At 72.4% G+C, this 20,884-nt stretch carries 16 protein-coding genes; 6 read left to right on the plus strand and 10 right to left on the minus strand.

Features of this window, described 5'->3' with window-relative positions:
* Window positions 1-139: 139 nt before the first annotated feature.
* Together ACIA8F_RS31065 and ACIA8F_RS31070 are read right to left on the minus strand one after the other, a co-directional pair.
* Complete coding sequence (locus tag ACIA8F_RS31065) at window positions 140-628, minus strand: histidine kinase (RefSeq protein ID WP_399383756.1); 489 nt, start codon at window positions 626-628, stop codon at window positions 140-142.
* A 180-nt stretch (window positions 629-808) separates the two neighbouring features.
* Window positions 809-1,216 carry a RidA family protein gene (locus tag ACIA8F_RS31070; protein WP_399383757.1) on the minus strand — a complete coding sequence of 136 codons (408 nt, stop codon included), beginning with the start codon at window positions 1,214-1,216 and terminating at the stop codon, window positions 809-811.
* A 143-nt stretch (window positions 1,217-1,359) separates the two neighbouring features.
* On the opposite strand from ACIA8F_RS31070, the gene ACIA8F_RS31075 reads away from it, so the two are divergent.
* Window positions 1,360-1,740, plus strand: coding sequence for a winged helix-turn-helix transcriptional regulator (locus ACIA8F_RS31075; RefSeq protein WP_399383759.1), 381 nt, complete (start codon window positions 1,360-1,362; stop codon window positions 1,738-1,740).
* Window positions 1,741-1,779: 39 nt separating this feature from the next.
* Here the strand turns inward: ACIA8F_RS31075 and cynR are convergent, their stop codons facing one another.
* Window positions 1,780-2,727, minus strand: coding sequence for a transcriptional regulator CynR (gene cynR / locus ACIA8F_RS31080; RefSeq protein WP_399383761.1), 948 nt, complete (start codon window positions 2,725-2,727; stop codon window positions 1,780-1,782).
* Window positions 2,728-2,850: 123 nt separating this feature from the next.
* On the opposite strand from cynR, the gene ACIA8F_RS31085 reads away from it, so the two are divergent.
* Complete coding sequence (locus ACIA8F_RS31085; protein ID WP_399383763.1) at window positions 2,851-3,450, plus strand: carbonic anhydrase; 600 nt, start codon at window positions 2,851-2,853, stop codon at window positions 3,448-3,450.
* A 103-nt stretch (window positions 3,451-3,553) separates the two neighbouring features.
* Entirely contained in the window at window positions 3,554-4,024 is a 471-nt protein-coding gene (gene cynS, locus ACIA8F_RS31090; RefSeq protein ID WP_399383765.1) for a cyanase, read from the plus strand.
* 77 nt (window positions 4,025-4,101) lie between these two features.
* Here cynS and ACIA8F_RS31095 read toward each other — a convergent pair whose 3' ends face one another.
* The 3 genes from ACIA8F_RS31095 to ACIA8F_RS31105 are packed head-to-tail and all read right to left on the minus strand — an operon-like array spanning window position 4,102 to window position 7,588.
* Window positions 4,102-4,455, minus strand: coding sequence for a UBP-type zinc finger domain-containing protein (locus ACIA8F_RS31095; protein ID WP_399383767.1), 354 nt, complete (start codon window positions 4,453-4,455; stop codon window positions 4,102-4,104).
* Complete coding sequence (locus tag ACIA8F_RS31100; RefSeq protein ID WP_399383768.1) at window positions 4,452-5,909, minus strand: ATP-binding protein; 1,458 nt, start codon at window positions 5,907-5,909, stop codon at window positions 4,452-4,454. The genes ACIA8F_RS31095 and ACIA8F_RS31100 overlap by 4 nt, the downstream gene beginning before the upstream one ends.
* Complete coding sequence (locus ACIA8F_RS31105; RefSeq protein WP_399383770.1) at window positions 5,906-7,588, minus strand: FAD-dependent oxidoreductase; 1,683 nt, start codon at window positions 7,586-7,588, stop codon at window positions 5,906-5,908. The genes ACIA8F_RS31100 and ACIA8F_RS31105 overlap by 4 nt, the downstream gene beginning before the upstream one ends.
* Window positions 7,589-7,809: 221 nt before the next feature.
* Between ACIA8F_RS31105 and ACIA8F_RS31110 the strand changes: the two genes are divergently transcribed.
* Complete coding sequence (locus ACIA8F_RS31110) at window positions 7,810-8,463, plus strand: TOPRIM nucleotidyl transferase/hydrolase domain-containing protein (protein ID WP_399383772.1); 654 nt, start codon at window positions 7,810-7,812, stop codon at window positions 8,461-8,463.
* 79 nt (window positions 8,464-8,542) lie between these two features.
* On the opposite strand, the gene ACIA8F_RS31115 is transcribed toward ACIA8F_RS31110, so the two are convergent.
* Window positions 8,543-9,415 carry an alpha/beta hydrolase family protein gene (locus ACIA8F_RS31115; RefSeq protein WP_399383774.1) on the minus strand — a complete coding sequence of 291 codons (873 nt, stop codon included), beginning with the start codon at window positions 9,413-9,415 and terminating at the stop codon, window positions 8,543-8,545.
* 49 nt (window positions 9,416-9,464) lie between these two features.
* Entirely contained in the window at window positions 9,465-10,676 is a 1,212-nt protein-coding gene (locus ACIA8F_RS31120) for a serine hydrolase domain-containing protein (RefSeq protein ID WP_399383775.1), read from the minus strand.
* A gap of 283 nt (window positions 10,677-10,959) precedes the next feature.
* On the opposite strand from ACIA8F_RS31120, the gene ACIA8F_RS31125 reads away from it, so the two are divergent.
* On the plus strand, window positions 10,960-11,682 hold the full coding sequence (locus ACIA8F_RS31125) for an SDR family oxidoreductase (protein WP_399383776.1): 723 nt from the start codon (window positions 10,960-10,962) through the stop codon (window positions 11,680-11,682).
* A 476-nt stretch (window positions 11,683-12,158) separates the two neighbouring features.
* Window positions 12,159-15,071 carry a collagenase gene (locus ACIA8F_RS31130; protein ID WP_399383778.1) on the plus strand — a complete coding sequence of 971 codons (2,913 nt, stop codon included), beginning with the start codon at window positions 12,159-12,161 and terminating at the stop codon, window positions 15,069-15,071.
* 87 nt (window positions 15,072-15,158) lie between these two features.
* On the opposite strand, the gene ACIA8F_RS31135 is transcribed toward ACIA8F_RS31130, so the two are convergent.
* Together ACIA8F_RS31135 and ACIA8F_RS31140 are read right to left on the minus strand one after the other, a co-directional pair.
* Window positions 15,159-18,566, minus strand: a complete 3,408-nt coding sequence (locus ACIA8F_RS31135) for an endo-alpha-N-acetylgalactosaminidase family protein (protein ID WP_399383780.1) — start codon at window positions 18,564-18,566, stop codon at window positions 15,159-15,161.
* 253 nt (window positions 18,567-18,819) lie between these two features.
* On the minus strand, window positions 18,820-20,835 hold the full coding sequence (locus ACIA8F_RS31140; RefSeq protein WP_399383782.1) for a hypothetical protein: 2,016 nt from the start codon (window positions 20,833-20,835) through the stop codon (window positions 18,820-18,822).
* Window positions 20,836-20,884: the final 49 nt, after the last annotated feature.

The raw sequence follows: 20,884 nt of genomic DNA on the forward strand, positions 1-20,884 counted from the left end.
CGGCCAGCCTGCCCGCCCGGGTCGCCAACGGGGGCCTCACACGCCGATGGCCGCGGCGCCTCGGGCCCCGGGCCTCGGGCCCTTTACGGCCCAGGGGGTCAGGGCCGCTCCGCGGGGCTTGCGGAGGACGGGTCGCCGGCTAGCCGGCGGCCCGTTCGGCGGCGCGGACCCGGGCGCTGAACTCCTGCGCGGTGAGCCGCTGCAGGGTTCCGCCGTGCCGTCGGGCGAGGTCGTCGGCCGGCTGCGGATCGGACTCGTGCAGGTCGACGATAAGCAGCGCCGCCCCGTCCTCGACCTGGCTGCTCAGCATGATCATTCCGGCGCCGCCCTCCCGCGCCCAGCCCTCTTCCGCCGCGTTGCCCAGGGCCACCCCGGCTGCCGTGCCGAGGAAGACGCCGATGGGGCCGCCGAGCAGGCCGATGAGCCCGCCGGCCAGGCCGGCGCCCGCCGTGGGCACTCCCGCCCCGGCGACGTGGCTCTCAGGAACGTCGAGGAGCCCTTCGGGTGACCGCTCCAGGACGGCCGCCTGCCGCAGTCCCGGCAGGTCGACTGCCTCCTCGTACGCGGGGCGGGCGGCCGAGGAGCTCGGGAAGGTGATCAGCAGCATGTGGTGGTGACTGTCGGCCATGGGGGGATGCCTTCCGCTGCGTCGATGGTCTCGGTGCGCGCTTGCCCGGTTCCCGGCCGCGCGAACACCTTCGACCAGTGGACCTTGCTCCGGCCCGTCCTGCCACCGAGGCGGCATGCACGGCGCCGTAGCAGCGGTGGCGGGTCCGGCCGTTCGGGGGCGTCGCGCCCTGCGGGAGCGTCAGTCGATGACGGCGACGGCTTCGATCTCGACCAGGTGCTCGGGTACGTCCAGTGCCGCGACGCCCAGCAGCGAGGCCGGCGGGACCGGTACGGCGCCGAGTCTGGCGGCCGCACGGTTGATCGCCTCCATCAGCAGGGGCATCTTGTCGGGGGTCCAGTCCACGGCGTAGAGGGTCAGCTTCGCCACGTCGGCGAAGGATGCGCCGACCTCGGCCAGTGCGGTGCCGATGTTGACGTAGCACTGCTCGACCTGCGCGGCCAGGTCGCCCACGCCGACCGTGACGCCGTCGGCGCGCCAGGCGACCTGTCCGGCGATGAAGACGAGCTTCGATCCGGTCGCGATCGACACCTGCCGGTAGGCGCCGATCTCCGGCAGTCCCTTGGGGTTCACCAGGGTGATGGCCATGCTGTCCGCCTCCATGGGCATGGGGCGCCGGTGGGCTCGGTTCCGTCGAGCCACGGCGCACCGCTCTCTTGTGGTTACTCAGGCACCGTAGGAGAGTGATTCCCGACAGGGAAGAACGCACTTTTCGGTAACGGGGGAACCTCATGGTGACCAAGCAGCTCACGGGCTCGCCCGACGACGCGGACCTCAGGCGGGCGGACTCCCTGGGGCGGGAGATCTTCTCCGACGTCGCCAACAAATGGGCGCTCCTGATCATCGAGGCCCTCGGTGAGCGCACGCTGCGCTTCAGCACCTTGCGTGACGAGGTAGAGGGAATCAGCCACAAGATGCTGACCCAGAACCTGCGGATGCTGGAGCGCTACGGCCTGCTGGAGCGGACCGTGTACCCCGTCGTACCGCCACGGGTCGAATACGCCCTCACCGAGCCGGGCCAGGCCCTGCGGGCGACGATCGACGGGCTGTGCGACTGGACCCACCGGTACTTCGGCCACATCGAGGCCTCCCGCCGCCGCTTCGACGCCTGACGGAAGCGGAGCGCGCCCGCGCGGGCGCACCGGGGACGTTCAGGCCGGGGTGTAGCCGCGGGCCAGGACGTGCCGGCGGGTGAGCCGGGTGAACGCCCGTCCGGCGGCGCTCCGGTAGGCGTTCTCGCGCCGGAGCAGCGCCACCGTGCGGGTGGGCAGGGGCGGTTCGAGGGCTAGCGGGGCGAGGTGGGGGTGGTCCTCCGTGATCGCGTCGGGCAGGACGGTCGCGAGGTCGGTGCGGCGGACGATTTCGGTGAGGGTCTGGACCGAATTGGCCTCCACGGCGATCCGCGGCCGCACCCGGTGGCCTTCGAGATAGGCGTCGATGTGTCCGCGGGTGGCGAAATCCCCGCTGAGCAGGGCTAGTTGACGATCCACCAGAGCGGTGACCGGCAGGGGTGGGAGCGGACGGGCGGCCGGGACGGCGTTGTCCGCGGCGGCGCTGTCGGCGGCGGCGCTGTCGGCGGCGGCGGTGACGAGGCTGAGGGTCTCGGCGTACAGCGGGGACGCGGAGATGCCGGGCAGGTGCGGGCCGGCGAAGGCGATCCCCAGGTCGAGCTCGTCGGCGAGCAGACCGGCCTCGATGCGGTCCTGGGCCATGTCCTTGACATCCAGGGTGACGCCGGGGTGGCGGGCGTGGAGCTCTGCCGCCAGCGGCCCGACCAGGTAGGCGGTGAAGGTGGGCGTCACGGCCAGCCGGAGGTGTCCCCGGGAGAGGTCCGCGAGGTCGTGGACGGCGCGTTCCGCGGCCGCGAGGTCGCGCAGGGCCCGGCGGGCGTACCGGGCGTAGGTCTCGCCGGCGTCGGTGAGGCGGACGCCGTTGCGGCCGGTGCGGTCCAGGAGCTGGACGCCGATGGTGTTCTCCAGCTGCTTGATCTGCTGGGACAGGGTCGGCTGGGAGATCCGCAGTTCTTCGGCGGCGCGGGTGAAGCCGGCGTGTTCGGCGACGGCGAGCAGGTAGCGCAGGTGTCGTAGTTCCAGGGCCATGAGCGCGAGTATAGATGGCATCTATAGGAGAGATGGGTAATGCGTCTTGGACGCTATAGCCCCAGGTCGTGCATGGTGGAACTCGTCGGCCCCACGGGTCGGCAGTGAGTGAAGGGAGTGACCATGCACGACCTCATCGAGGGCGTCGCGCAGTTCCGCCGGGAGGTCTACCCGGCCAGGGCGGAGCTCTTCGCCCGGCTGGCGACGACCCACCGGCCGCGCACCCTGTTCATCAGCTGCTCCGATGCCCGTGTGGTGCCGGAGCTGATCACCCAGAGCGAGCCGGGCGAGCTGTTCGTCATCCGTACCGCCGGGAACCTCGTGCCCGCCCACGCCCCCGGCACGGACGGGGTGGCGGCGAGCATCGAATACGCCGTCGCGGTCCTGGGCGTGAGCGACATCGTGGTGTGCGGGCACTCCGCCTGCGGTGCGATGACGGCCCTGGCCGAGCGGCACGACCTCAGCGCGGCCCCGGCGGTCGCCGGGTGGCTGCGCCACGCGGACGCCTCGGTCGCCCGTACCGGCGGCGCGCAGGACGCGCAGCGGGTCGATGCCCTGGTACGGGAGAACGTGCTCGCGCAGCTGGCGAACCTGGCCACCCATCCGTCGGTGGCCCGCGCCCTGGCCGCCGGGTCGCTGACCCTGCGCGGCTGGGTCTACGACATCGGAGCCGGGGGCGTCGAGGAACTCGGCTCCGCCCGGCCGGACTCCCCCGCGGCCTGACCGCCGCCACCCGCCGGGCCACCGGCCCGCAGGACCCCCACGACATCCACCGCTCGCCCCCACCCCTGTCGGGTGAGCGGCACACCCGAAAGGAAGCCCTCTCATGGTGCACGCCCAGTTCGACAACTCCGCCCGTCAGGCCCTGGCCGTCAAGGCCGTGGACGCCAAGATCCGCGAGGACCTGACCTGGCAGCGGATCGCGGACGCCGCCGGTCTGTCGGTCGCCTTCGCCACCGCGGCCGTCCTCGGCCAGCACCCGCTGCCGCGGGCCTCGGCGGAAGCCGTGGCCGCGCTGCTGGGCCTGGACGCCGACGACGCAAGGCTGCTGCAGACCATCCCGACCCGCGGCTCGGTCCCCGGCGGCGCCCCCACCGACCCGACGATCTACCGCTTCTACGAGATGCTCCAGGTCTACGGCACCACCCTGAAGGCCCTGGTCCACGAGCAGCTCGGCGACGGCATCGTCTCCGCGATCAACTTCAAGCTCGACGTGAAGAAGGTCGCCGACCCCGAGGGCGGCGAGCGCGCGGTCATCACCCTGGACGGCAAGTACCTGCCGACCAAGCCCTTCTGATCAGGCTCCCCGGACGGCCGGGTCCGCCGCCATCCGGCCCAGCCCGCCCGGCCCGGCTCGGCCCCGGTCCGCACGGATCAGCGGTGCAGCCGTCGGCTCCAGTCCTCGGGGAGCCGGTCGGACGGGCCCGGGGCAGGCTGGTCGGCCGGGTGGCCGGAGGGCGGGGCCAGCTCGGGGCCGGACTCGTACAGCTCGTTCGTCGCGTAGTCCCAGAACCAGTCCTCCCCCGGCTCGTAGCTCTGCACCAGGGGGTGGCCGGTGGACTTCCAGTGCCCGGTGGCGTGCTGCCCCGGCGAGGAGTCGCAGCAGCCGATGTGACCGCACTGGGCGCAGCGCCGAAGGTGGAACCACCAGCCGCCCGCGGCGTCGCATTCGACGCAGCCGCTGCCGCTGGGCGGGACGCTCGGGTCGACTCCGTCGATGGCGGTCATGCGGGCTCCTCGGTGGGATCGGGATCGGGTGCGGTCAGCGGGAGCAGCACCTGGAAGCGGGTGTCGCCCGGGGCGGACTCGACCTGGAGGCTTCCGTGGTGCTTGTTGACGACGATCCGCCAGGAGATGTCCAGGCCGAGACCGGTGCCTTCGCCGACGGGTTTGGTGGTGAAGAAGGGGTCGAAGATGCGGCTGCGGATCTCCGCCGGAATGCCGGGCCCCGTATCGCGGAACTCCACGAGGAGCCGGTCGCCCGAGCGGGCCGTGCGGACCGTCAGCGTGCCCTCGCGGCCGGTGCTGCCGATGGCGAAGACGGCGTTGTCGATGAGGTTGGTCCACACCTGGTTGAGTTCCGCGGGGTAGGCCGGCACCTCGGGCACGGAGCGGTCGTACTCCTTGACGACCCGGATCCGGGGGCCGATCTTCCCGGAGAGCATCAGCAGGGTGCTGTCGAGGAGTTCGTGGACGTCGACGACCCGGTGCGGGGCGCGGTCGAGCTGCGAGTACTGCTTGGCGGCGTCCACGAGGTGGGAGATGCGGGTGGTGGAGTCGTCGATCTCGTCCATCAACAGCTCTGTCTCCACCGTGTAGTTGAGCCAGCCGATGGCGCTGGGCAGCAGGTCCTCGGCCACGCTCGCCGCGACCTGCTCGAGCCAGTCCGTGTCCAGGCCGGCCTGGACGAAGACCGGTGCGATCCGCCAGCCCTCGGGGACGCCGTGGTCCTCCAGCCAGTCGGCGAGTTCGTCCTCCCGGTCGGAAGCCTCCAGAGGGCTCAACGCCGGCGCCTTGGCCACCCGTTCGACGGTGCGTTCCTGGATCTCGATGAGCTCGGCGATCGCCTCGCGGGGGTAGTTGCCCTGGGAGATGTGGGCCAGCTTGTGCCGCATCTTGCCGACGCGTTCGCGCAGGGTGGCGGTGGCCCGGACGGCCGCCGCGGCCGGGTTGTTGAGCTCGTGGGTGAGACCGGCGGACAAGGAGCCGAGGGCGAGGAGCCGTTCGCGCTGGCCGATGGCCTGCTGGGTGCTCCGGGAGCCGAAGAACAGCCCTTCGAGCAGGTGCGCGGCCATCGGGAACCATTCCCGCATGACGTCCGAGAAGGACTGCGCGGGCAGGACGAAGAAGCGGGTCGGCTCGGTCACCCGCATGGCGTTGTTGTACGTCTGCGGGACGCGGTCGCCCAGGTAGGCCTGCATGGCTCCCGCGTACACCCCGCGCTGGGAGGTCCGGCCGACCTCCACCTCGTCGCCGCCGACCCGGCGGGACAGCACCACGGTGCCCTCGATCATCACGTAGAAGCAGGTCGCGGGGTCGCCCTCGGTGTAGACGGGGCCGGTGTCGTACCGCTCCACGCCCCCCTCGGCGCACAGCCGCCCGAGCTGCTCCGGGGTGAGCTTCTCGAACAGGAAGAGCGAGCCGATCTCCTGTGGGGAGCAGGGCATCGCCTGCCCGCTCACGACTCCTCCAGGTACCGGTGGACGAGCATCACGGCCATGGCTCCTTCTCCGACGGCGGACGCGACCCGCTTCGCCGACCGGGCGCGCGCGTCGCCCGCCACGAACACTCCGGGCACGCTGGTCTCCAGGTGGTACGGCGGCCGGTCCAGCTCCCATGCGGCGGGCGGGCGTCCGTCGGCAGTGAGGTCCGGCCCGGCGAGGATGAAGCCGTGGTCGTCGCGCAGCACCGTACCGTCCAGCCAGTCGGTGAGCGGGGCCGCGCCGATGAACACGAACATCCACTGGGTGTCGACGAGTTCGGTCGCGCCGGTGTCCACGTCGCGCAGGGTGAGCTGCTCCAGGTGGCCGTCGCCGTGCGCCGATTCGACGGTGGTGCGGGTGCGCACCGTGATGTTCGGCATCTCCTCGATCTGCTGGATCAGGTAGTACGACATGGAAGCCGTCAGGGACGCCCCGCGGACCAGCAGGGTCACCGACTTGGCGCCGCGGGCCAGGTACATGGCCGCCTGTCCGGCGGAGTTGGCGCCGCCGACGATGTACACGTCCTGCTCCAGGCAGGAGGAGGCCTCGGTGAGCGAGGAGCCGTAGTAGACCCCGCGGCCGGTGAGGCCGTCGCAGCCCGGGGCCACGAGCTGCCGGTAGGAGACTCCGGTGGCCAGGATGATGCTGCGCGCGCCGATCGCGGAGCCGTCGGAGAAGCGGACGAGGCGGGCCGCGCCGTTGACCTCCAGTCCGGTGACCTCGCGTGCGGTGAGGATCTCGGCGCCGAACCGGCCGGCCTGGCGGCGGGCCCGTTCGGTGAGCTGGGCGCCCGAGACGCCGTCCGGGAAGCCGAGGTAGTTCTCGATGCGGGAGCTCTGCCCGGCCTGTCCACCGGTGGCCGAGCGCTCGACCAGGACGGTGCGCAGTCCCTCGGAGGCCCCGTACAGCGCGGAGCCGAGCCCGGCCGGGCCGCCGCCGATCACGACGAGGTCGTAGAACTCGGCGGTGGGCGTGGTCGCGAGCCCGACGTGGGCGGCGAGGTCGGGTGCGGCCGGCTCGATCAGCACGGTGCCGCCGGGGGTGATCACCACGGGCAGCCGCTGTCCGTCGGCGCCTGCGGCGCGCAGCAGTCGCTGTCCCTCCGGTTCCTCGCAGGAGTACCAGCGGTACGGGACCTGGTTGCGGGCGAGGAACTCCCGTACGGCCGACGAGGGGGCCGACCAGCGGTGTCCGATCACTTTGGTGGCGGGCACGGGCCGGTGGTCGCCGGTGCGCCAGGCGGTGAGGAGGTCGTCGACGACCGGGTAGAGCTTCTCCTCGGGCGGGTCCCAGGGTTTGAGGAGGTAGTGGTCGAGGTCGACGACGTTGATCGCGTCGATCGCCGCGTTGGTGTCGGCGTAGGCGGTCAGCAGGACGCGGCGCGCGCCCGGGTAGACGGCGAGGGCCTGTTCGAGGAACTCGATGCCGTTCATCTGCGGCATGCGGTAGTCGGCGAGGATGACGGCCACGAGGTCGCCGCGGAGCTTCAGCTCGTGCAGGGCCTCCAGTGCGGATTCGCCGGACTCGGCCCGTACGATCCGGTAGCCGGAGCCGTAACGTCGCCGCAGGTCGCGGGCGATGGCCCGGGACACGCCCGGATCGTCGTCCACGGTCAGGATCACGGTCCTCGCCGTGTCGGCGACGACGGCCTCTGTCATGGCTCTCCCACCCCGGGCGGCCTGGACTGGCGGCGTCGCGGCGAGCCGCACGCGCCCGGTTCCCGTCCATCCTAGGGTCGATCGTCCGGGTCCGCGCGGACGGACGGACCGTGCGCGGTGCGGGGGGCCGGTGGGTTCGGTGGGGGGTCCCTCCGCAGGCGGGCGGCGTCCCCGGCCGAAAATGTGTACCGCACAGCCGGGAAGGGGACCAGACTCCCCCCATGGGAGACATGGCGGCGTTCGGGGATGCGGTGACCGCGTGGGCGGCCGGTGACGCCGGTGGGCTCGGTGACGTGGGGGTCGCGGGGGAAGCGGCGGCCGTGGCGCGCGAGCTGGCCGTGCGGCTGCCCGTACGGACCGTCGTGCTCCTCGAAGGGGCGAGCGACGCCGAAGCGGTCGATGCCCTGGCCACGATGCGGGGCAGGAACCTGGCGGCCGAGGGCGTCTGCGTCCTGCCGATGGGCGGCGCGATGAGCATCGCACGGTTCGCCGGGTTCCTCGGGCCGCGGGGGCTGGGCCTGCGGCTCACGGGCCTGTGCGACGAGGGGGAGCGCGAGTTCTACGTGCGCGGCTGGGAGCGGGCCGGTGCGCGGCCGCAGGGGTTCTTCGTCTGCGCGGCGGATCTGGAGGACGAGCTCATCCGCGCGCTGGGCGTGCCCCGGGTGGAGGAGCTCGTCCGGGAGGAGGGGGACCACCGGGCCCTGCGGACCTTCCTGCGCCAGCCCGCGCAGCGGGGCCGCACGCCGGAGCAGCAGGTGCGGCGCTTCCTCGGTACGAAGAAGGGGCGCAAGATCCGCTACGGCCGGGTCCTCGTCGAGGCCCTCGGCCCCGGTCAGGTGCCGGAGCCGCTCGACGGCCTGTTCGCGAGCCTGTGATCCGGCACCCTGCGAGCCTGCGGACTGCGGCCCGGTGGCCCGTGCCCCCGGTGCTGCCCGCGGGCGGTACCGGACCGGGTCAGACCAGCTGCTCCAGGAAGAAGGCGGCGGCCTCCTCGCCGGCCCGGACCTTTGCGGTCGGGTCCGCGGGCTCCGGGGCGAAGAAGTCCTCGTGCACGACGGCCGCACCGATCGAACGGCCGCTCGCGGTGGGGATGTGCTCGAGGTAGGGACGCGTGTCGGCTTCGTACGGGGTGATCGTGTCGGCTCCGGCCCAGCGGATGGCGACCGGTACCCGTACGGCCTCCAGGCTCTCCCGGGTCACCAGGGAGCCCACTCCCGGGGCCACCTGGAAGACGGCCCGGACCCGGGGATCCGACAGGTCTCCCCCGGCTCCCTCCAGGGTGCGCCGCGCGGCCTCCTCCTGCGGGTACTTCGCCCGCAGGGCCTCCAGCACGCCGGGGAACTCGGGGATCTCCGGCAGCGGCAGCTCGCCCGTCAGCACGGCCCGCAGGATCCGCGGGTCGATGCGGGCCCCGGCGAGCGCCGCGGCCGTGTAGCCGCCGACGGAGAAGCCCGCCACGCCGACGGGGCCGAGGGGCCCTTCCCCGGCGAGCGCGTCGAGGGCGAAGGTGATGTCCCGGGGGCGCTCCCAGACGTGGAGGAAGCCCTCGGGCTCGTAGCCGTCCACGAAGTTGTTGCCGTGGTGGTCGAGGGCCACCACCCGGAATCCCGCGGCGTGCAGGGGATCCGCCAGCCACCGCATCTCGCTGCCCGAGCCGCCGGTGCCGTGCGAGACGAAGACGAGCGGGGCGGGGGCGTCCTGCTCCGCACGGGGCATCGGCTCCCAGACGTAGAGGCGGACCGGCCGGGGACGGGAGGCGTCGCGCAGGTCCGGACGGGACCCGTCGTACAGGACGCGTATGAGCGGCTCTGGCGCGGAGAGGATCATGGCGGCATCGTAGCGATCCCGCAACGGGCGCCGCCCAAGCCCCGGTGGCTCAGCGCATCTTCAGCTCGTGTCCGGGGGCGAGGGCCGCGGAGATGCGTTCCGCGATGGTCTGGGCCGAGTTGCCGGCGGGGCTCTTGGGCCCCTGGGTCACGGTGACGGACAGGGCGAGCTTCTCCGTCGGCAGGTAGGCCTGGATGGCCGCGTAGCCGGAGAAGGACGGGTTCGTCAGGATCCAGTCGTCGACGACGATCACGCCGAGGCCGAAGTGGTGGGCCGCCGTGTTGGTCAGCAGGCAGACGGTGTCGGGGCAGGAGGCCGTCGGGTGGCCGAGGCCGATGGTGCCCGGGTCGAGCTGGGTCTTGAAGGACTTCGCGGACAGCAGCTCCCCGGTTCCGATGGCGCGCGCGGACCGGTCGAGGTCGCAGATGTTCTGGACGAGGACCGCACCGGGCGTCGTGGTCCAGGAGGGGTTCCAGAAGGTGGACTCCTCGTAGGTGCCGCGCTCCGAGGTGAAGGCGTGCAGCGCCGGTTCCGGGATCTGCGGGGTGAACTGGTTGCTGGTGCCGGTCAGACCGAGCGGTTGGTACACGCGCTCCTGCAGCAGCCGGTCCAGCGGGAGGCCGCCGATCTTCTCCAGGGCCTCGCCGAGCAGGTTGAAGTTGGCATGCGAGTAGCTCCAGTTGGTGCCCGGCTCGTAGAGCAGCGGCTTGTCCGTGGCGATGCCGATGACCTCGGCCGCCGTCCACGCGCGGAAGGGCTTGGCTTCCAGCTCGGCTAGGAACGCGGGGTCGGTGACGTAGTCGTGCAGGCCGGACGTCGAACTGCCCAGCATGCGCAGGGTGATCTCCGAGCCGTGCGGCACGTCCGGCAGCCAGCGGGACACCGGGTCGTCGAGGGAGGCCTTGCCCTCGTCGACGAGCTGGAGCAGTACGGCGCCCATGTAGACGATGGCCACGGACCCCGTGCGGAACCGCATGGACGGCTCGGCCGGGACACCCGTCATCGACTCCCCCAGGGCCGTGGTGAGCACCTCGCCGTCGCCGGAGGAGACCCGCAGGACCACGGAGTTCAGGCCGAACTCCTTCTGGGCCTGCTGCGCGATGGCGAGGACCTTCCCGGCGTCGCCCCGGGCGGGGCCGGGGGATTTCACGCACGCCCCCGGGGCCGCGGCGGCCGGCTCCAGGCCCGCGGCCGTCCCCGCCGGGAGGGCCGCGCCCATCAGACCGGCGATGCAGAGCAAGACCGTACGAGTACGCCTCACGCTGCTCAGTATGGCGGCGGCCGGAGTACGCCGCATGCGGTGGTCGGCGCCCTCCGCATGCGGAGGCAGGCGTCCGCACGATGCGGTGGCCGGAGACCGCACCCTGCGGTGGCCGGGGTCCCACCCTACGGCGGCCGGCGTCCGCACCCTGCGGTGGCCTGGCGCGCGCGACGCGGTGCGGCCCGGCGCGCGGGCTTGCGCGTGGGGAGGGCCCGGGGATGTCTCCTGATACTCGCAAAACGGCATGATTCACGTGTAGTCATCAGGAAAGGATGAAGTTCCCATGACGAAGCCCCTGGTCGCCATCACCGGTGCCAGTTCCGGCATCGGCGCCGCCGCCGCGCGCCTGCTCTCCTCCGAGGGCCACCCCCTGCTGCTGCTGGCGCGCCGCCTGGAGCTGCTGGAGGAGCTCGGACTGCCGGACACCCTGTGCCGGAAGGTCGACATCACCGACCGCGCGGCGGTCGAGGCGGCGGTCCGCGACGGCGAGGAGCGGTTCGGCCCCGTGGACGGCCTGGTGAACAACGCCGGCGCCATGCTGCTCGGCCGGATCGCGGACCAGCCGGTGGAGGAGTGGGAGCGGATGATCGATCTGAACGTCAAGGGTTTGCTCTATGCCACCCGGGCCGTCCTGCCCGGCATGATCACCCGGGGCCGGGGCACCATCGTCAACGTCAGCTCGGTGGCCGGGCGCAAGACCTTCCCGAACCACGTGGCGTACGTGGGCACGAAGTTCGCGGTGCACGCGATGTCCGAGAACCTCCGCGAGGAAGTGGCTTCCTCCGGTGTGCGCGTGGTGACCATCGCCCCGGGGGCCGTGGAGACCGAGCTGCTCTCCCACACGAGCGACGAGCGGATCAAGAGCGACTACGAGGCTTGGAAGAAGTCCGCCGGCGGAGCCCTGGATCCCCGCGCCGTGGCCGAGGCCATCGCCTACGCCTACCGGCAGCCGCCGAACGTGACCATCCGCGAGATCGTCCTCGCCTCGACGGGCCAGGAGGCCTGACCCGGGCGCCCACCGGGCATGCGGCGGAGCACTCCCCCGCGGGGCCGGAGTCCCACGAGGAACCGGGCTCGCACGAGGAGCCGGGCTCCGTCCGGTGAGCAGCGCAGAGCAGAGAGCGATTGACCGGGACCGGCCGTGCGCCGGTCCCGCGGCGTTTCCGGCGGAGGCCCCAACGGCGCCTGCGCGGCGGGGAGTCCCCGTTGCGGCACCGCGGCGCCGCGGGAGTACTGGGACGAGACCGGATGAACCGGGCGAGGACTATGCCCGGCCGAGCCCTGCCGGTCGGCCGGATGCCTAAAAGTTCCCCAAGAGGACTTCCAGGGGCCATGTGATGTGTGCCATGTTACATCGCACACTGCATAGCCGTGTACACGACAGAGTTGACCTCCCGACCAACTCCCGTCGACGTCACGGTCCGCACTCACATTCGCCGCGTCGCCAGCGCGGCCGCAGACCGGCTCGGAGGCCCACCCCTCATGCGAAGTACCCCCACCACGAAGGGCCGCACCCGGCCCCTGATAGCCGCACTGGCCTGCTGTCTGGGCCTGACGCTGCTCGCCCCCGCCGGCCAGGCCTTCGCCGGCGAACCCAAGCCCGCCACCCCCGCGCCGGTCGTCAAGACGGGCGCCGCCCCGCAACCCTCGACCGAGGCCGCCGCGGTCGCGGCCCTCCGGGCCGAGCACGCCTCGCGCCCCGACGCGAACCTGTCCGAGCGCGTCCCGCTCCGGGCAGCCGAGGAACCGGCGCGCACCGAACAGCGGTCGTCCAAGGCCAAGTTGACGCCCGGGGCCGCTGCCGCCGCCGAGGCACTGGCCGCGGCCTGCAACGTCGCGGACTTCACCTCGAAGACCGGCGCCGCACTGGTGCAGCAGATCAAGGCCTCCGAGATGGACTGCGTGAACTCGCTGTTCCTGCTCAAGGGCAACGACGCGAAGGCCGCCTTCCGCGAGGCGCAGATGGTCTCGGTGGCCGATGCCCTGCGCACCTCCGCCGCGAGCTACCCCGGAGACAACAGCACCAAGACCGGGCAGCTCGTGCTCTTCCTGCGCGCCGGCTACTACGTGCAGTGGTACAACGAGTCCACCGTCGGCTCCTACGGCCCGGCCCTGAAGAGCTCCATCCAAGGCGCCCTCGACGGCTTCTTCGCCGCCCCGCGCGCCGCCGACGTGACCGAGGCCAACGGCGCGACCCTGTCCGAGGCCGTCATCCTGATCGACAGCGCCCAGGAGAACGCGCGCTACCTCTCCGTGGTCAAGCGCCTGCTGACCGGCTACAACTCCGCCTACGACAGCTCCTGGTCGATGGTCGCGGCGGTCAACAACGCCTACACCGTGCTGTTCCGCGGCCACCAGACCCCCGAGTTCCTGCCCGCGGTACAGGCCGACCCCAGCATCCTGACCGTGCTGCGCGACTTCGCCGTCGCCCACGACGACCTGCTGGGCACGGACAAGACCTACCTGACGGCCAACGCCGCCCGGGAACTGGGGCGTTTCCTCCAGCACTCCGCGCTCCAGGCGACCGTCCGGCCGCTCGTCAAGCAGCTGCTGGACCGGACCTCCATCACCGGCCGGACCGCCGGCCTCTGGGTGCCGCTCGCCGAGATGACCTCCGAGTACGACGCGGCCAACTGTTCCTCTTACGGGACCTGTGACCTGTCGGCCCGGGTGCGTGCCGCCGTCCTGACGGTCAATCACACCTGCAGCCCGAGCCTGCGCATCGTCGCCCAGCAGATGAACACCGCGGAGCTCGCCGCGAGCTGCACCAGCCTCGCCAACCAGGACGCCTTCTTCCACAACGTGGTCAAGGACGGCGGCCCGGTCGCGAACGACAAGAACACCACCCTGGAGGTGGTGGCCTTCGACTCCAGCGCCGACTACCAGACCTACGCCGGGGTCATCTTCGGGATCAGCACCGACAACGGCGGCATGTACCTGGAGGGCGACCCGTCGGTCACCGGGAACCAGCCGCGCTTCATCGCCTACGAGGCGGAGTGGGTCCGGCCGGAGTTCCAGATCTGGAACCTCAACCACGAGTACACCCACTACCTCGACGGCCGCTTCGACATGTTCGGCGACTTCGACGCCGGCATGACCACCCCGACCGTGATGTGGGTCGAGGGCTTCGCGGAGTACATCTCCTACTCCTACCGCGGCGTCACCTACGACCGCGCCGTCACCGAGGCCGGCAAGAACACCTACAAGCTCAGCACGCTGTTCGACACCACCTACGACAACTCCGACTCCACCCGCGTCTACCAGTGGGGCTACCTGGCGGTCCGCTACCTGCTCCAGTCGCACCCGCAGGACGTGGCCACGCTGCTCGGCCACTACCGCACCGGCAACTGGGCGGCCGCCCGCACCCTCCTCACCTCCACCATCGGGACCCGCTACGACGCGGACTTCGCCGCCTGGCTGGCCAAGTGCGCCGCCGGAGACTGCGGCGGGACCACCAACCCGCCGGCCAACCAGGCCCCGGTGGCCGGGTTCACCAGCGCGGTCAACGCCCTCGCGGTCAGCTTCACCGACACCTCCACCGACGCGGACGGCACGATCGCCTCGCGCTCCTGGAACTTCGGTGACGGCGGCGCCGGTTCCACCGCCGCCAACCCGTCCAAGACCTATGCCGCGGCCGGCACCTACACCGTGACACTCACCGTCACGGACAACAAGGGCGCCACCGCCACCACCAGCAAGGCCGTCACGGTGGGCACCTCCGGGCCCGCCGAGTGCACCGACCCCGACGTCCGGGTCCTGGGCGACGGCTGCCTGCGCTCCGGCGTCTCGGCCGCGGTGGGCGACTACCGCTACTTCTACCTGAACGTCCCGGCGGGCACGACCTCGCTCAAGATCTCCGTCTCGGGCGGCACGGGCAACGCCAACCTCTACTACAGCCCCACCTCCTGGGCCACCACCACCAACTACACCGCCCGTTCGATCAAGTCCGGCAACGCCGAGACCCTCACCATCGACAAGCCCCCGGCCGGCTACGTCTACATCAGCCTCCACGCCGCCAAGGCCTTCGCCGGAGCCACCGTCTCCGCCCGGCTCCTGCCGCCGCCGGCCGAGTGCGTCGCCGCCGACACCCGGGTGCTGGGCGAGAACTGCCTGCGCTCGGGCGTGACCGCCGCCGCGGGCGACTACCGCCACTTCTACGTGGACGTCCCGGCGGGCACGACCTCGCTCCAGATCTCCGTCTCGGGCGGCACCGGCAACGCCGACCTCTACTACAGCCCCGACTCCTGGGCCACCACCAGCAACTACACGGCCCGCTCCGTCAAGGCCGCCAACACCGAAACCCTCACCATCAAGAACCCCCCGGCCGGCTACGTCTACTTCAGCCTGCACGCCGCCAAGCCCTTCGCGGGAGCCACGGTCTCCAGCCGCTTCTGATCCCGAGCCCGAACGCCACACCGAGCCGGCCCCCACCCCCTTTCACGGGGGTGGGGGCCGGTTCCGTGCCGTGAGGACCGGACGCCGTCAGGAGTACGCCTCGACCGCCCACAGCGAGTAGCCGTAGCCGGTGGCCCGCTGGGTGCCGGTCACCCGGAGGTAACGCCCGCTGCCGTTCAGCCCGGTCAGTTCGTCCGTCCCCCCGTCGCCCGTGGTGGTGGAGTACGCGTCCCTCCAGGTGGTACCGTCGTCCGACAGCTGGACCGTGTAGGCCCTGCCGTAGGCGACCTCCCAGTTCAGGACCACCCGGTTCACGTTCCTGACGGATCCGAGGTCGACCTGGATCCACTGCGGGTCGGCGGCGAAGGCCGAGGACCAGCGGCTGGTGGGGCTGCCGTCGGTGGCGGCCGTGGCCGGGTAGTCGGCGGACTGGACCGAGGAGGCCGTGGTCGGCTTGTTCAGGGCCAGGTCGGACGAGACCGTGGCCCCGAGGTCGTCGACGGCGAGATCGTCGACGACCAGGTCCCGGTCGGCTCCGGAGGTCTCCGCCGTGAGCTTGCGCATGCCGATCCAGGCGTCCACCCCGGCCGTGAAGGTCTTGGTGAAGGTGTTCGTGGTCCGGGCCTGCGGCAGGGTGTCGGAGGAGACCTGGGCCGTGCCCGCGCCCAGGGTGAAGGCGTAGTCCCCGGCCACCGACTGCTGGTACCGGAAGGTCACCTCGTACCGGTGGCCCGGTTCGAGGCGCAGGGTCTGCGGGATGGTCTGGTAGAGCAGTCCCGGCCGTTCCTCGTGGGATTTGAGGGAGTTGACTCCGCCGATCACGTCGTCGATCAGCTTGCCGTTCCACCCGGCCTGCGTGTAGGGGGCGTTGAGCTGGGCGAGGTGCGTGCGCGGGTCGGCCGCGGCGCCGCCCGCCGGGCCGACGACGAAGGGGTACCAGCCGGAGTCGACGTTCTCGAAGTCCTCGGCGAAGGTGTGTCCGCCCAGCGGACTGCGGTCCGTGCGCACCACGCGCACGTCGTCGAAGGCGGCCGTTCCCGTCGCGGCGTCGGCGCGCAGGGCCAGGGTGGCGGTGGACCGGCCCGCCGGGACGTCGAACAGCACCCGCATCCGCTGCATGGTGCTGCCGTTCTTCTCGTCCGCCCCGACGTTGTTGCGGTACGGGGAACTGGTGGCGTACGCGCTCTGCTCGGCGGCTCCGGCCGGGGTCACGGCCAGGGTGGCCTTGCGTCCGGTGGCGGTGGAGACGTACGCGCTCGCCGCGTAGGTACCGGGCGTGAGGCCGGTGAGCTGCTGCGCGACGGAGGTGGCGCCCTGTCCGATGGTCAGCTGGGACTGGCCCACCGCGTTGCGCGTGACGGAGGCGGAGCCGGTGACCGTCCACTTCGAGAGGCCGCCGGAGGTGAATCCGGGGTCCCGGACCGGGCTGCCCTCGCCGAAGCCGGCGTCCGCCTGTGCGGGTGCGGCCGACGGGTAGACGACGTACGGGGTCTTCGCGGCGGCGGTGAGGGTGACCTTGCCGCCGGTCACGGGGAGGTCCGAGACCAGGACCCGTCCCTGGTCGGTGAGCCGGTACAGCTTGGCCGTGCCGTTCTGGGCCCAGGAGGCGGGCACGTTCCAGGTGGAGGTGCCGCCCGGGCCGCTCCAGTGGTAGAGCTTCGACTCGCCGCCCTGGTCCCAGGGGAGCAGGTAGGTGTCGCCGGTCAGGACGGGGTGGCCGTCCTTGCTGATGGTGCGGGTGGTACCGGTCAGGGTGGCGCTGACCCCGCCGTCGAAGTCGATGCGGTTCGCGGCCCACTTGCGGATGGTGAAGCCCTGGAGGTACTTGGTGGGCAGGTTGGTGGTGAAGGTGGTGGTGAGGAAAGCGGCGAAGTCCTTGGTGCCCTGCCAGCCCTCGTAGGCGGTCAGGGTGCCGCCGCCGAGGAGCGGGTCCCCGGCGATCCAGTCGTCGCGCTGCTGGTTGCGGATGAAGCGTGCCACTTGGGAGTTGACTCCCTTGTAGTTGCTGCCGCCGTAGTTGAGGTCGTTGGCCCAGTGCGACCAGAGGGACTGGTCCTCGAACTTGTCGGGGAACTCGGTGGTGAGCTGGTAGCCGAGGCCGTTGATCTCGCGGGCCAGGGCCTGGGAGGCGTAGCCGTCCCCGTACCAGGTGTCCACGTAGAGGAACTTCAGGTCCGGGGCGACCGCCTTGAGCTCCTGGAGGCGGGCCAGGCGCTTGCCGCTGGTTCCGTCCAGCCGGTAGTTCAGGTGGTACGACTGGTCGAGGTAGTCCCAGCCCTTGTCGGCGCCGCCGTTGTTGAGAAGTGAGGGGTCGAAGCTGCGGGCGACCGGGTAGGCCTCGGTGTCGTTGATGTGCACGCCGATGTCGGCGTTGTAGCCGGCGCCCGCCGCGATGAGCGTGTTGAGGTCGGCGGCGCCGCCCTGCCGGGTGCCGACCAGGCCGTAGTCGGGGTGGGCCGAGTCGTGGCCCTCCGAGCCGTACCCCTTGAGCAGGACGAACTGGCCGAGCCCGTCCGTGGCGCGGGCCACGCGCTTGGTCTCGTCCAGGGTCTGGAGGAAGGGGTGCGTGGCCTGGGAGGCGAAGTTGTACGGGATGCGCTGCACCACGCGGCGTGCGGTGTCCTGCCAGCCCTGGGGGCTGGTCATGATCGAGCGGAAGGCGATGGCTCCGTCCTGCCAGTCCACGGTGGAGTCGGCGTTGCGGTCTCCGGTCACCACCACCTTGGCGTACGGCAGCGGTTCGGTGCCCGGTGCGCCGGCGGCCCGGTGCAGCCAGTCGCCGCTCCACAGACCGGCGCGCCGGTAGCCGGACTTGGCCACCGTCTGCTTCTGGATCCGGCCGCTGTCCGCCGCGTTCTGGCCGGAGGGGCTGTCGTAGTACGAGTTCGTGGCGATCGAGGCGGCGAGGGAGCCGGTGTTGAGGATCGCGTACAGGGCGCCCTGCGGGCCGGTGTCGGCGGTCGTGCCGGAGGTGAGCGGTGTGAAGGTGTCCCCGGTGCCGGTGGTGTTGGTGTTCATCCGGGTGGTCTCGACGGCGGCTCCGGGCTGGGAGCTGCGCACCGAGACGAGGTTGTGCTGCGGGATCGACAGCGAGGTGACGGGTACGGCGGCGTCGGCGATCGAGGTGACCGCGAAGGTGAGGGCGCTGCCGCTGACGGACAGGGTGGCCTTGACGGTGTCCCCGTTGGCGAAGGCCATCGTGTAGTCGACGTGGTCGGCGGCGAGGCTGCTGGTCACGGTCGGGGTCTGCGCGGAGCCGTTGAGGCTGACCTGGGTGAGGGGGTCCTCGTTGCCGTAGAGGACGGCGCCGGTGGCCTGGTCGGTGTACTGGACGACCCGGGGGAAGGCGGTGTCGACCTGGACGGCGAGGGCGGGCGAGGCGATGGTGACGGTCCCGGCGACAGTGGCGGTGGCCGGTGCGGTACCGGCCACCAGCGTGGTGCCGAGGCCCAGGAGGGCGGCGCAGAGGAGGGACGTGGGGCGGAGCGGTCTCATGGGGCTCCCTGGTGGTGGGTCCGGTACGAGGTCCTTGCGAGTGGTTCCTCACGGTGGTGCGGGCGGTGTACGGGGTGGTGCCGTGCGGGTGGTGCGCAGTGGCCGCAGGCCGGGTGCCGTACGGGTGGCTGCGGACGGTTCGGGGTCCCGGCGCCGGGCCGGCCGCACGGGCTGCCCGACGGTCCCGGGCGGTGGGGGCGGGTCCCCGCCGGAACCCGGTCGGGGCGGGCGGCGGAGGGCCCGGCCCGCGGGTCTACCAGCGCAGGACGGCCCAGCCACGGTGAGGCAGCCCGGCATCGAGGCGCAGGGTCCGGCCCTGCCGGCCGGTGTCCGCGGGGCGAGGCTCGGCGAGGGGGGCCAGGACGGTCGCCCTGACCGTGGCCGCGTCCGGGAGGCCGGGCAGGTCCACCACGGGACGGGCGTGGTCCTGGCAGCCGTTGGCCACGGTCAGGGTGGTGACGCCGTCGGCGTGCGAGAGGTGCGGGATCAGGTACGGGCCGCCGCTGACCAGGGGCAGGCGGGGCGCCTCCCCCTCCAGGAAGCGGACCGTGCGGTGCAGCAGCAGCTGCGCGTGGTCGTCGGCCGGGAGCGTGTGCGGTGCGGTCGCGGCGAGGACGGCGACGCGGCCGCCGAGGGTGTTGGTGAAGGCGGTGCGGCCCGCCCCCCAGGCACGGCCGTCGGGGGTGCGCACCTCGCTCCACCGCTGCGCCCCGGGTGCCTCCCGGAGCCGGGTCAGGGCGGGTTGGGTGTTGACGCTGAGGAGGAGGCCGGCGAGGTCCTCGCCCGCTGCGGTGCCCAGGTGCTCGGTTGCGTACGGGCCCGGGACGCCGGGGCTGGCCGGGGCCTCGCGGTGCACCGGTTCGGCCCCGGCCAGTCCGATGAGGGGTCCGAAGCCGCGCCGGTGCAGGATCTCCGCGGCGGTCCCGTCGAGCAGCAGGCCGCCGGCCAGCAGGCCCCGTACCGCCTGATCGTCGAAGGCCCAGGCCGACGGGCCGAACAGGGCCTGGACCGGAGCTTGTTCGGCCGTCACGGGTACCCCGTAGCGCAGCAGGAACTCGGCGGCCGGGCCCGGGTCGACGGCCAGCTCGGTCAGGTCCCCGCCGTGCGCCCGTACGTGGGCCGCGGCGTCCTGGGCGAAGGGCAGGCCGACGCCGAGGGTGCGCTGCCCGCGCGGGTGCTGCCGGTGCACGAGGTCCAGCGCGGGCCGGGCGCGGCGCAGCAGTCCGGTGATCCGGGGGTGGCGGCCGGGGCTCGCTCCGTGCAGGGGGTGCAGGTTGAGGAGGAGGGCGTCCGCGCCGGAGAGCTGGGCGGCGACCATCTCCGACCAGGTCTGGACATCGGATTTGGACCAGGCGGTGTGCGGCCAGTTCTCGATCTCCGGCTCGCTGTCGACGAATTCCGGGCGCAGGGAGCGCTGCAGTTCCGGCATCCACAGCTGCCGGGCGAGCTCGCGTCCGGGGGCGTCGGCGTACGGGGCGAAGTGCGGGCGGTGCACGGCGCGGCCTCCGGGGGCCAGGGCCCCGAACAGCGCGCCCCAGTCGCGGCCTTCCACGGAGGCGGCGTCCAGGCCCGAGCTCATGAGCCCGGTGCGCGAGCGGCCGGCCGAGCGCCGGTGCACCTCGGCGGCCACCTGCTCGGCCACCTCCTGCTGCGCGGTCCGCCAGACCTGCTGCCACAGGGCGCGCAGCGGGTGCGGGGGGCCGGGGGCGGTGAGTGCGGCGACCAGCTCCGGTCGCGGGACCGGGCGTCCGGCCAGGGCGGCCAGCCGGTCCAGCATGAGGGGTTCGAAGCCGCCGCCCCAGTCCAGCGGGGCGTGGTTGTGGAAGCGGAAGTCGTCCTCCAGCCACAGCACGCGGAAGCCCAGTTCGGCGAAGCGTCCGTAGTGCCCGGTCAGCCAGGCGCGCCAGCGCGGGCAGGCGAAGGAGGCCTGGGCGGCGGAGACCTGCCCGGTCGGGGAGACCATCGGTGCGAAGCCGTGGGCGTCGCACCGGCCCCGGTCGGCGTGGCCGGTGGTCACCCAGGGGTTGAGGCTCACCTCCAGGCCGGCGCCGAGGAGGACCTCCCGCGCGAGGGCGGCCGCCTCGTACCAGAGGTCCTCGGCGGGGCCGGAGAGGTGTCCGGTGAAGTGTTCCTCGGCCCCGAGGAGCAGCACGACTTCCGTCACGCCCGCGCCGGTGCAGGTCTTGGCGAGTTCGGCCGCCGTGGCCGCGACGGCGTCGGTGCCCTCGTACGGATGGATCTGGAACCTCAGGTGGTACCGGGCGCTCACGCCGTCGGCCTCCTCACCGTCTTCTCGCGGCCGGACTCGCCCGCCGAGC

The sequence above is a fragment of the Streptomyces sp. NPDC051563 genome (assembly GCF_044454225.1).
Taxonomy (GTDB): Bacteria; Actinomycetota; Actinomycetes; order Streptomycetales; family Streptomycetaceae; genus Streptomyces.

What these genes read in the sequence shown, in the direction of transcription:
- cynR (WP_399383761.1), bottom strand. Translation starts at nt 2,727, where the DNA reads ATGGCCCTGGAACTACGACACCTGCGCTACCTGCTCGCCGTCGCCGAA.
- ACIA8F_RS31115 (WP_399383774.1), bottom strand. Translation starts at nt 9,415, where the DNA reads ATGATCCTCTCCGCGCCAGAGCCGCTCATACGCGTCCTGTACGACGGG.
- ACIA8F_RS31070 (WP_399383757.1), bottom strand. Translation starts at nt 1,216, where the DNA reads ATGGCCATCACCCTGGTGAACCCCAAGGGACTGCCGGAGATCGGCGCC.
- ACIA8F_RS31105 (WP_399383770.1), bottom strand. Translation starts at nt 7,588, where the DNA reads ATGACAGAGGCCGTCGTCGCCGACACGGCGAGGACCGTGATCCTGACC.
- ACIA8F_RS31130 (WP_399383778.1), top strand. Translation starts at nt 12,159, where the DNA reads ATGCGAAGTACCCCCACCACGAAGGGCCGCACCCGGCCCCTGATAGCC.
- ACIA8F_RS31125 (WP_399383776.1), top strand. Translation starts at nt 10,960, where the DNA reads ATGACGAAGCCCCTGGTCGCCATCACCGGTGCCAGTTCCGGCATCGGC.
- ACIA8F_RS31075 (WP_399383759.1), top strand. Translation starts at nt 1,360, where the DNA reads ATGGTGACCAAGCAGCTCACGGGCTCGCCCGACGACGCGGACCTCAGG.
- cynS (WP_399383765.1), top strand. Translation starts at nt 3,554, where the DNA reads ATGGTGCACGCCCAGTTCGACAACTCCGCCCGTCAGGCCCTGGCCGTC.
- ACIA8F_RS31065 (WP_399383756.1), bottom strand. Translation starts at nt 628, where the DNA reads ATGGCCGACAGTCACCACCACATGCTGCTGATCACCTTCCCGAGCTCC.
- ACIA8F_RS31095 (WP_399383767.1), bottom strand. Translation starts at nt 4,455, where the DNA reads ATGACCGCCATCGACGGAGTCGACCCGAGCGTCCCGCCCAGCGGCAGC.
- ACIA8F_RS31110 (WP_399383772.1), top strand. Translation starts at nt 7,810, where the DNA reads ATGGGAGACATGGCGGCGTTCGGGGATGCGGTGACCGCGTGGGCGGCC.
- ACIA8F_RS31085 (WP_399383763.1), top strand. Translation starts at nt 2,851, where the DNA reads ATGCACGACCTCATCGAGGGCGTCGCGCAGTTCCGCCGGGAGGTCTAC.
- ACIA8F_RS31135 (WP_399383780.1), bottom strand. Translation starts at nt 18,566, where the DNA reads ATGAGACCGCTCCGCCCCACGTCCCTCCTCTGCGCCGCCCTCCTGGGC.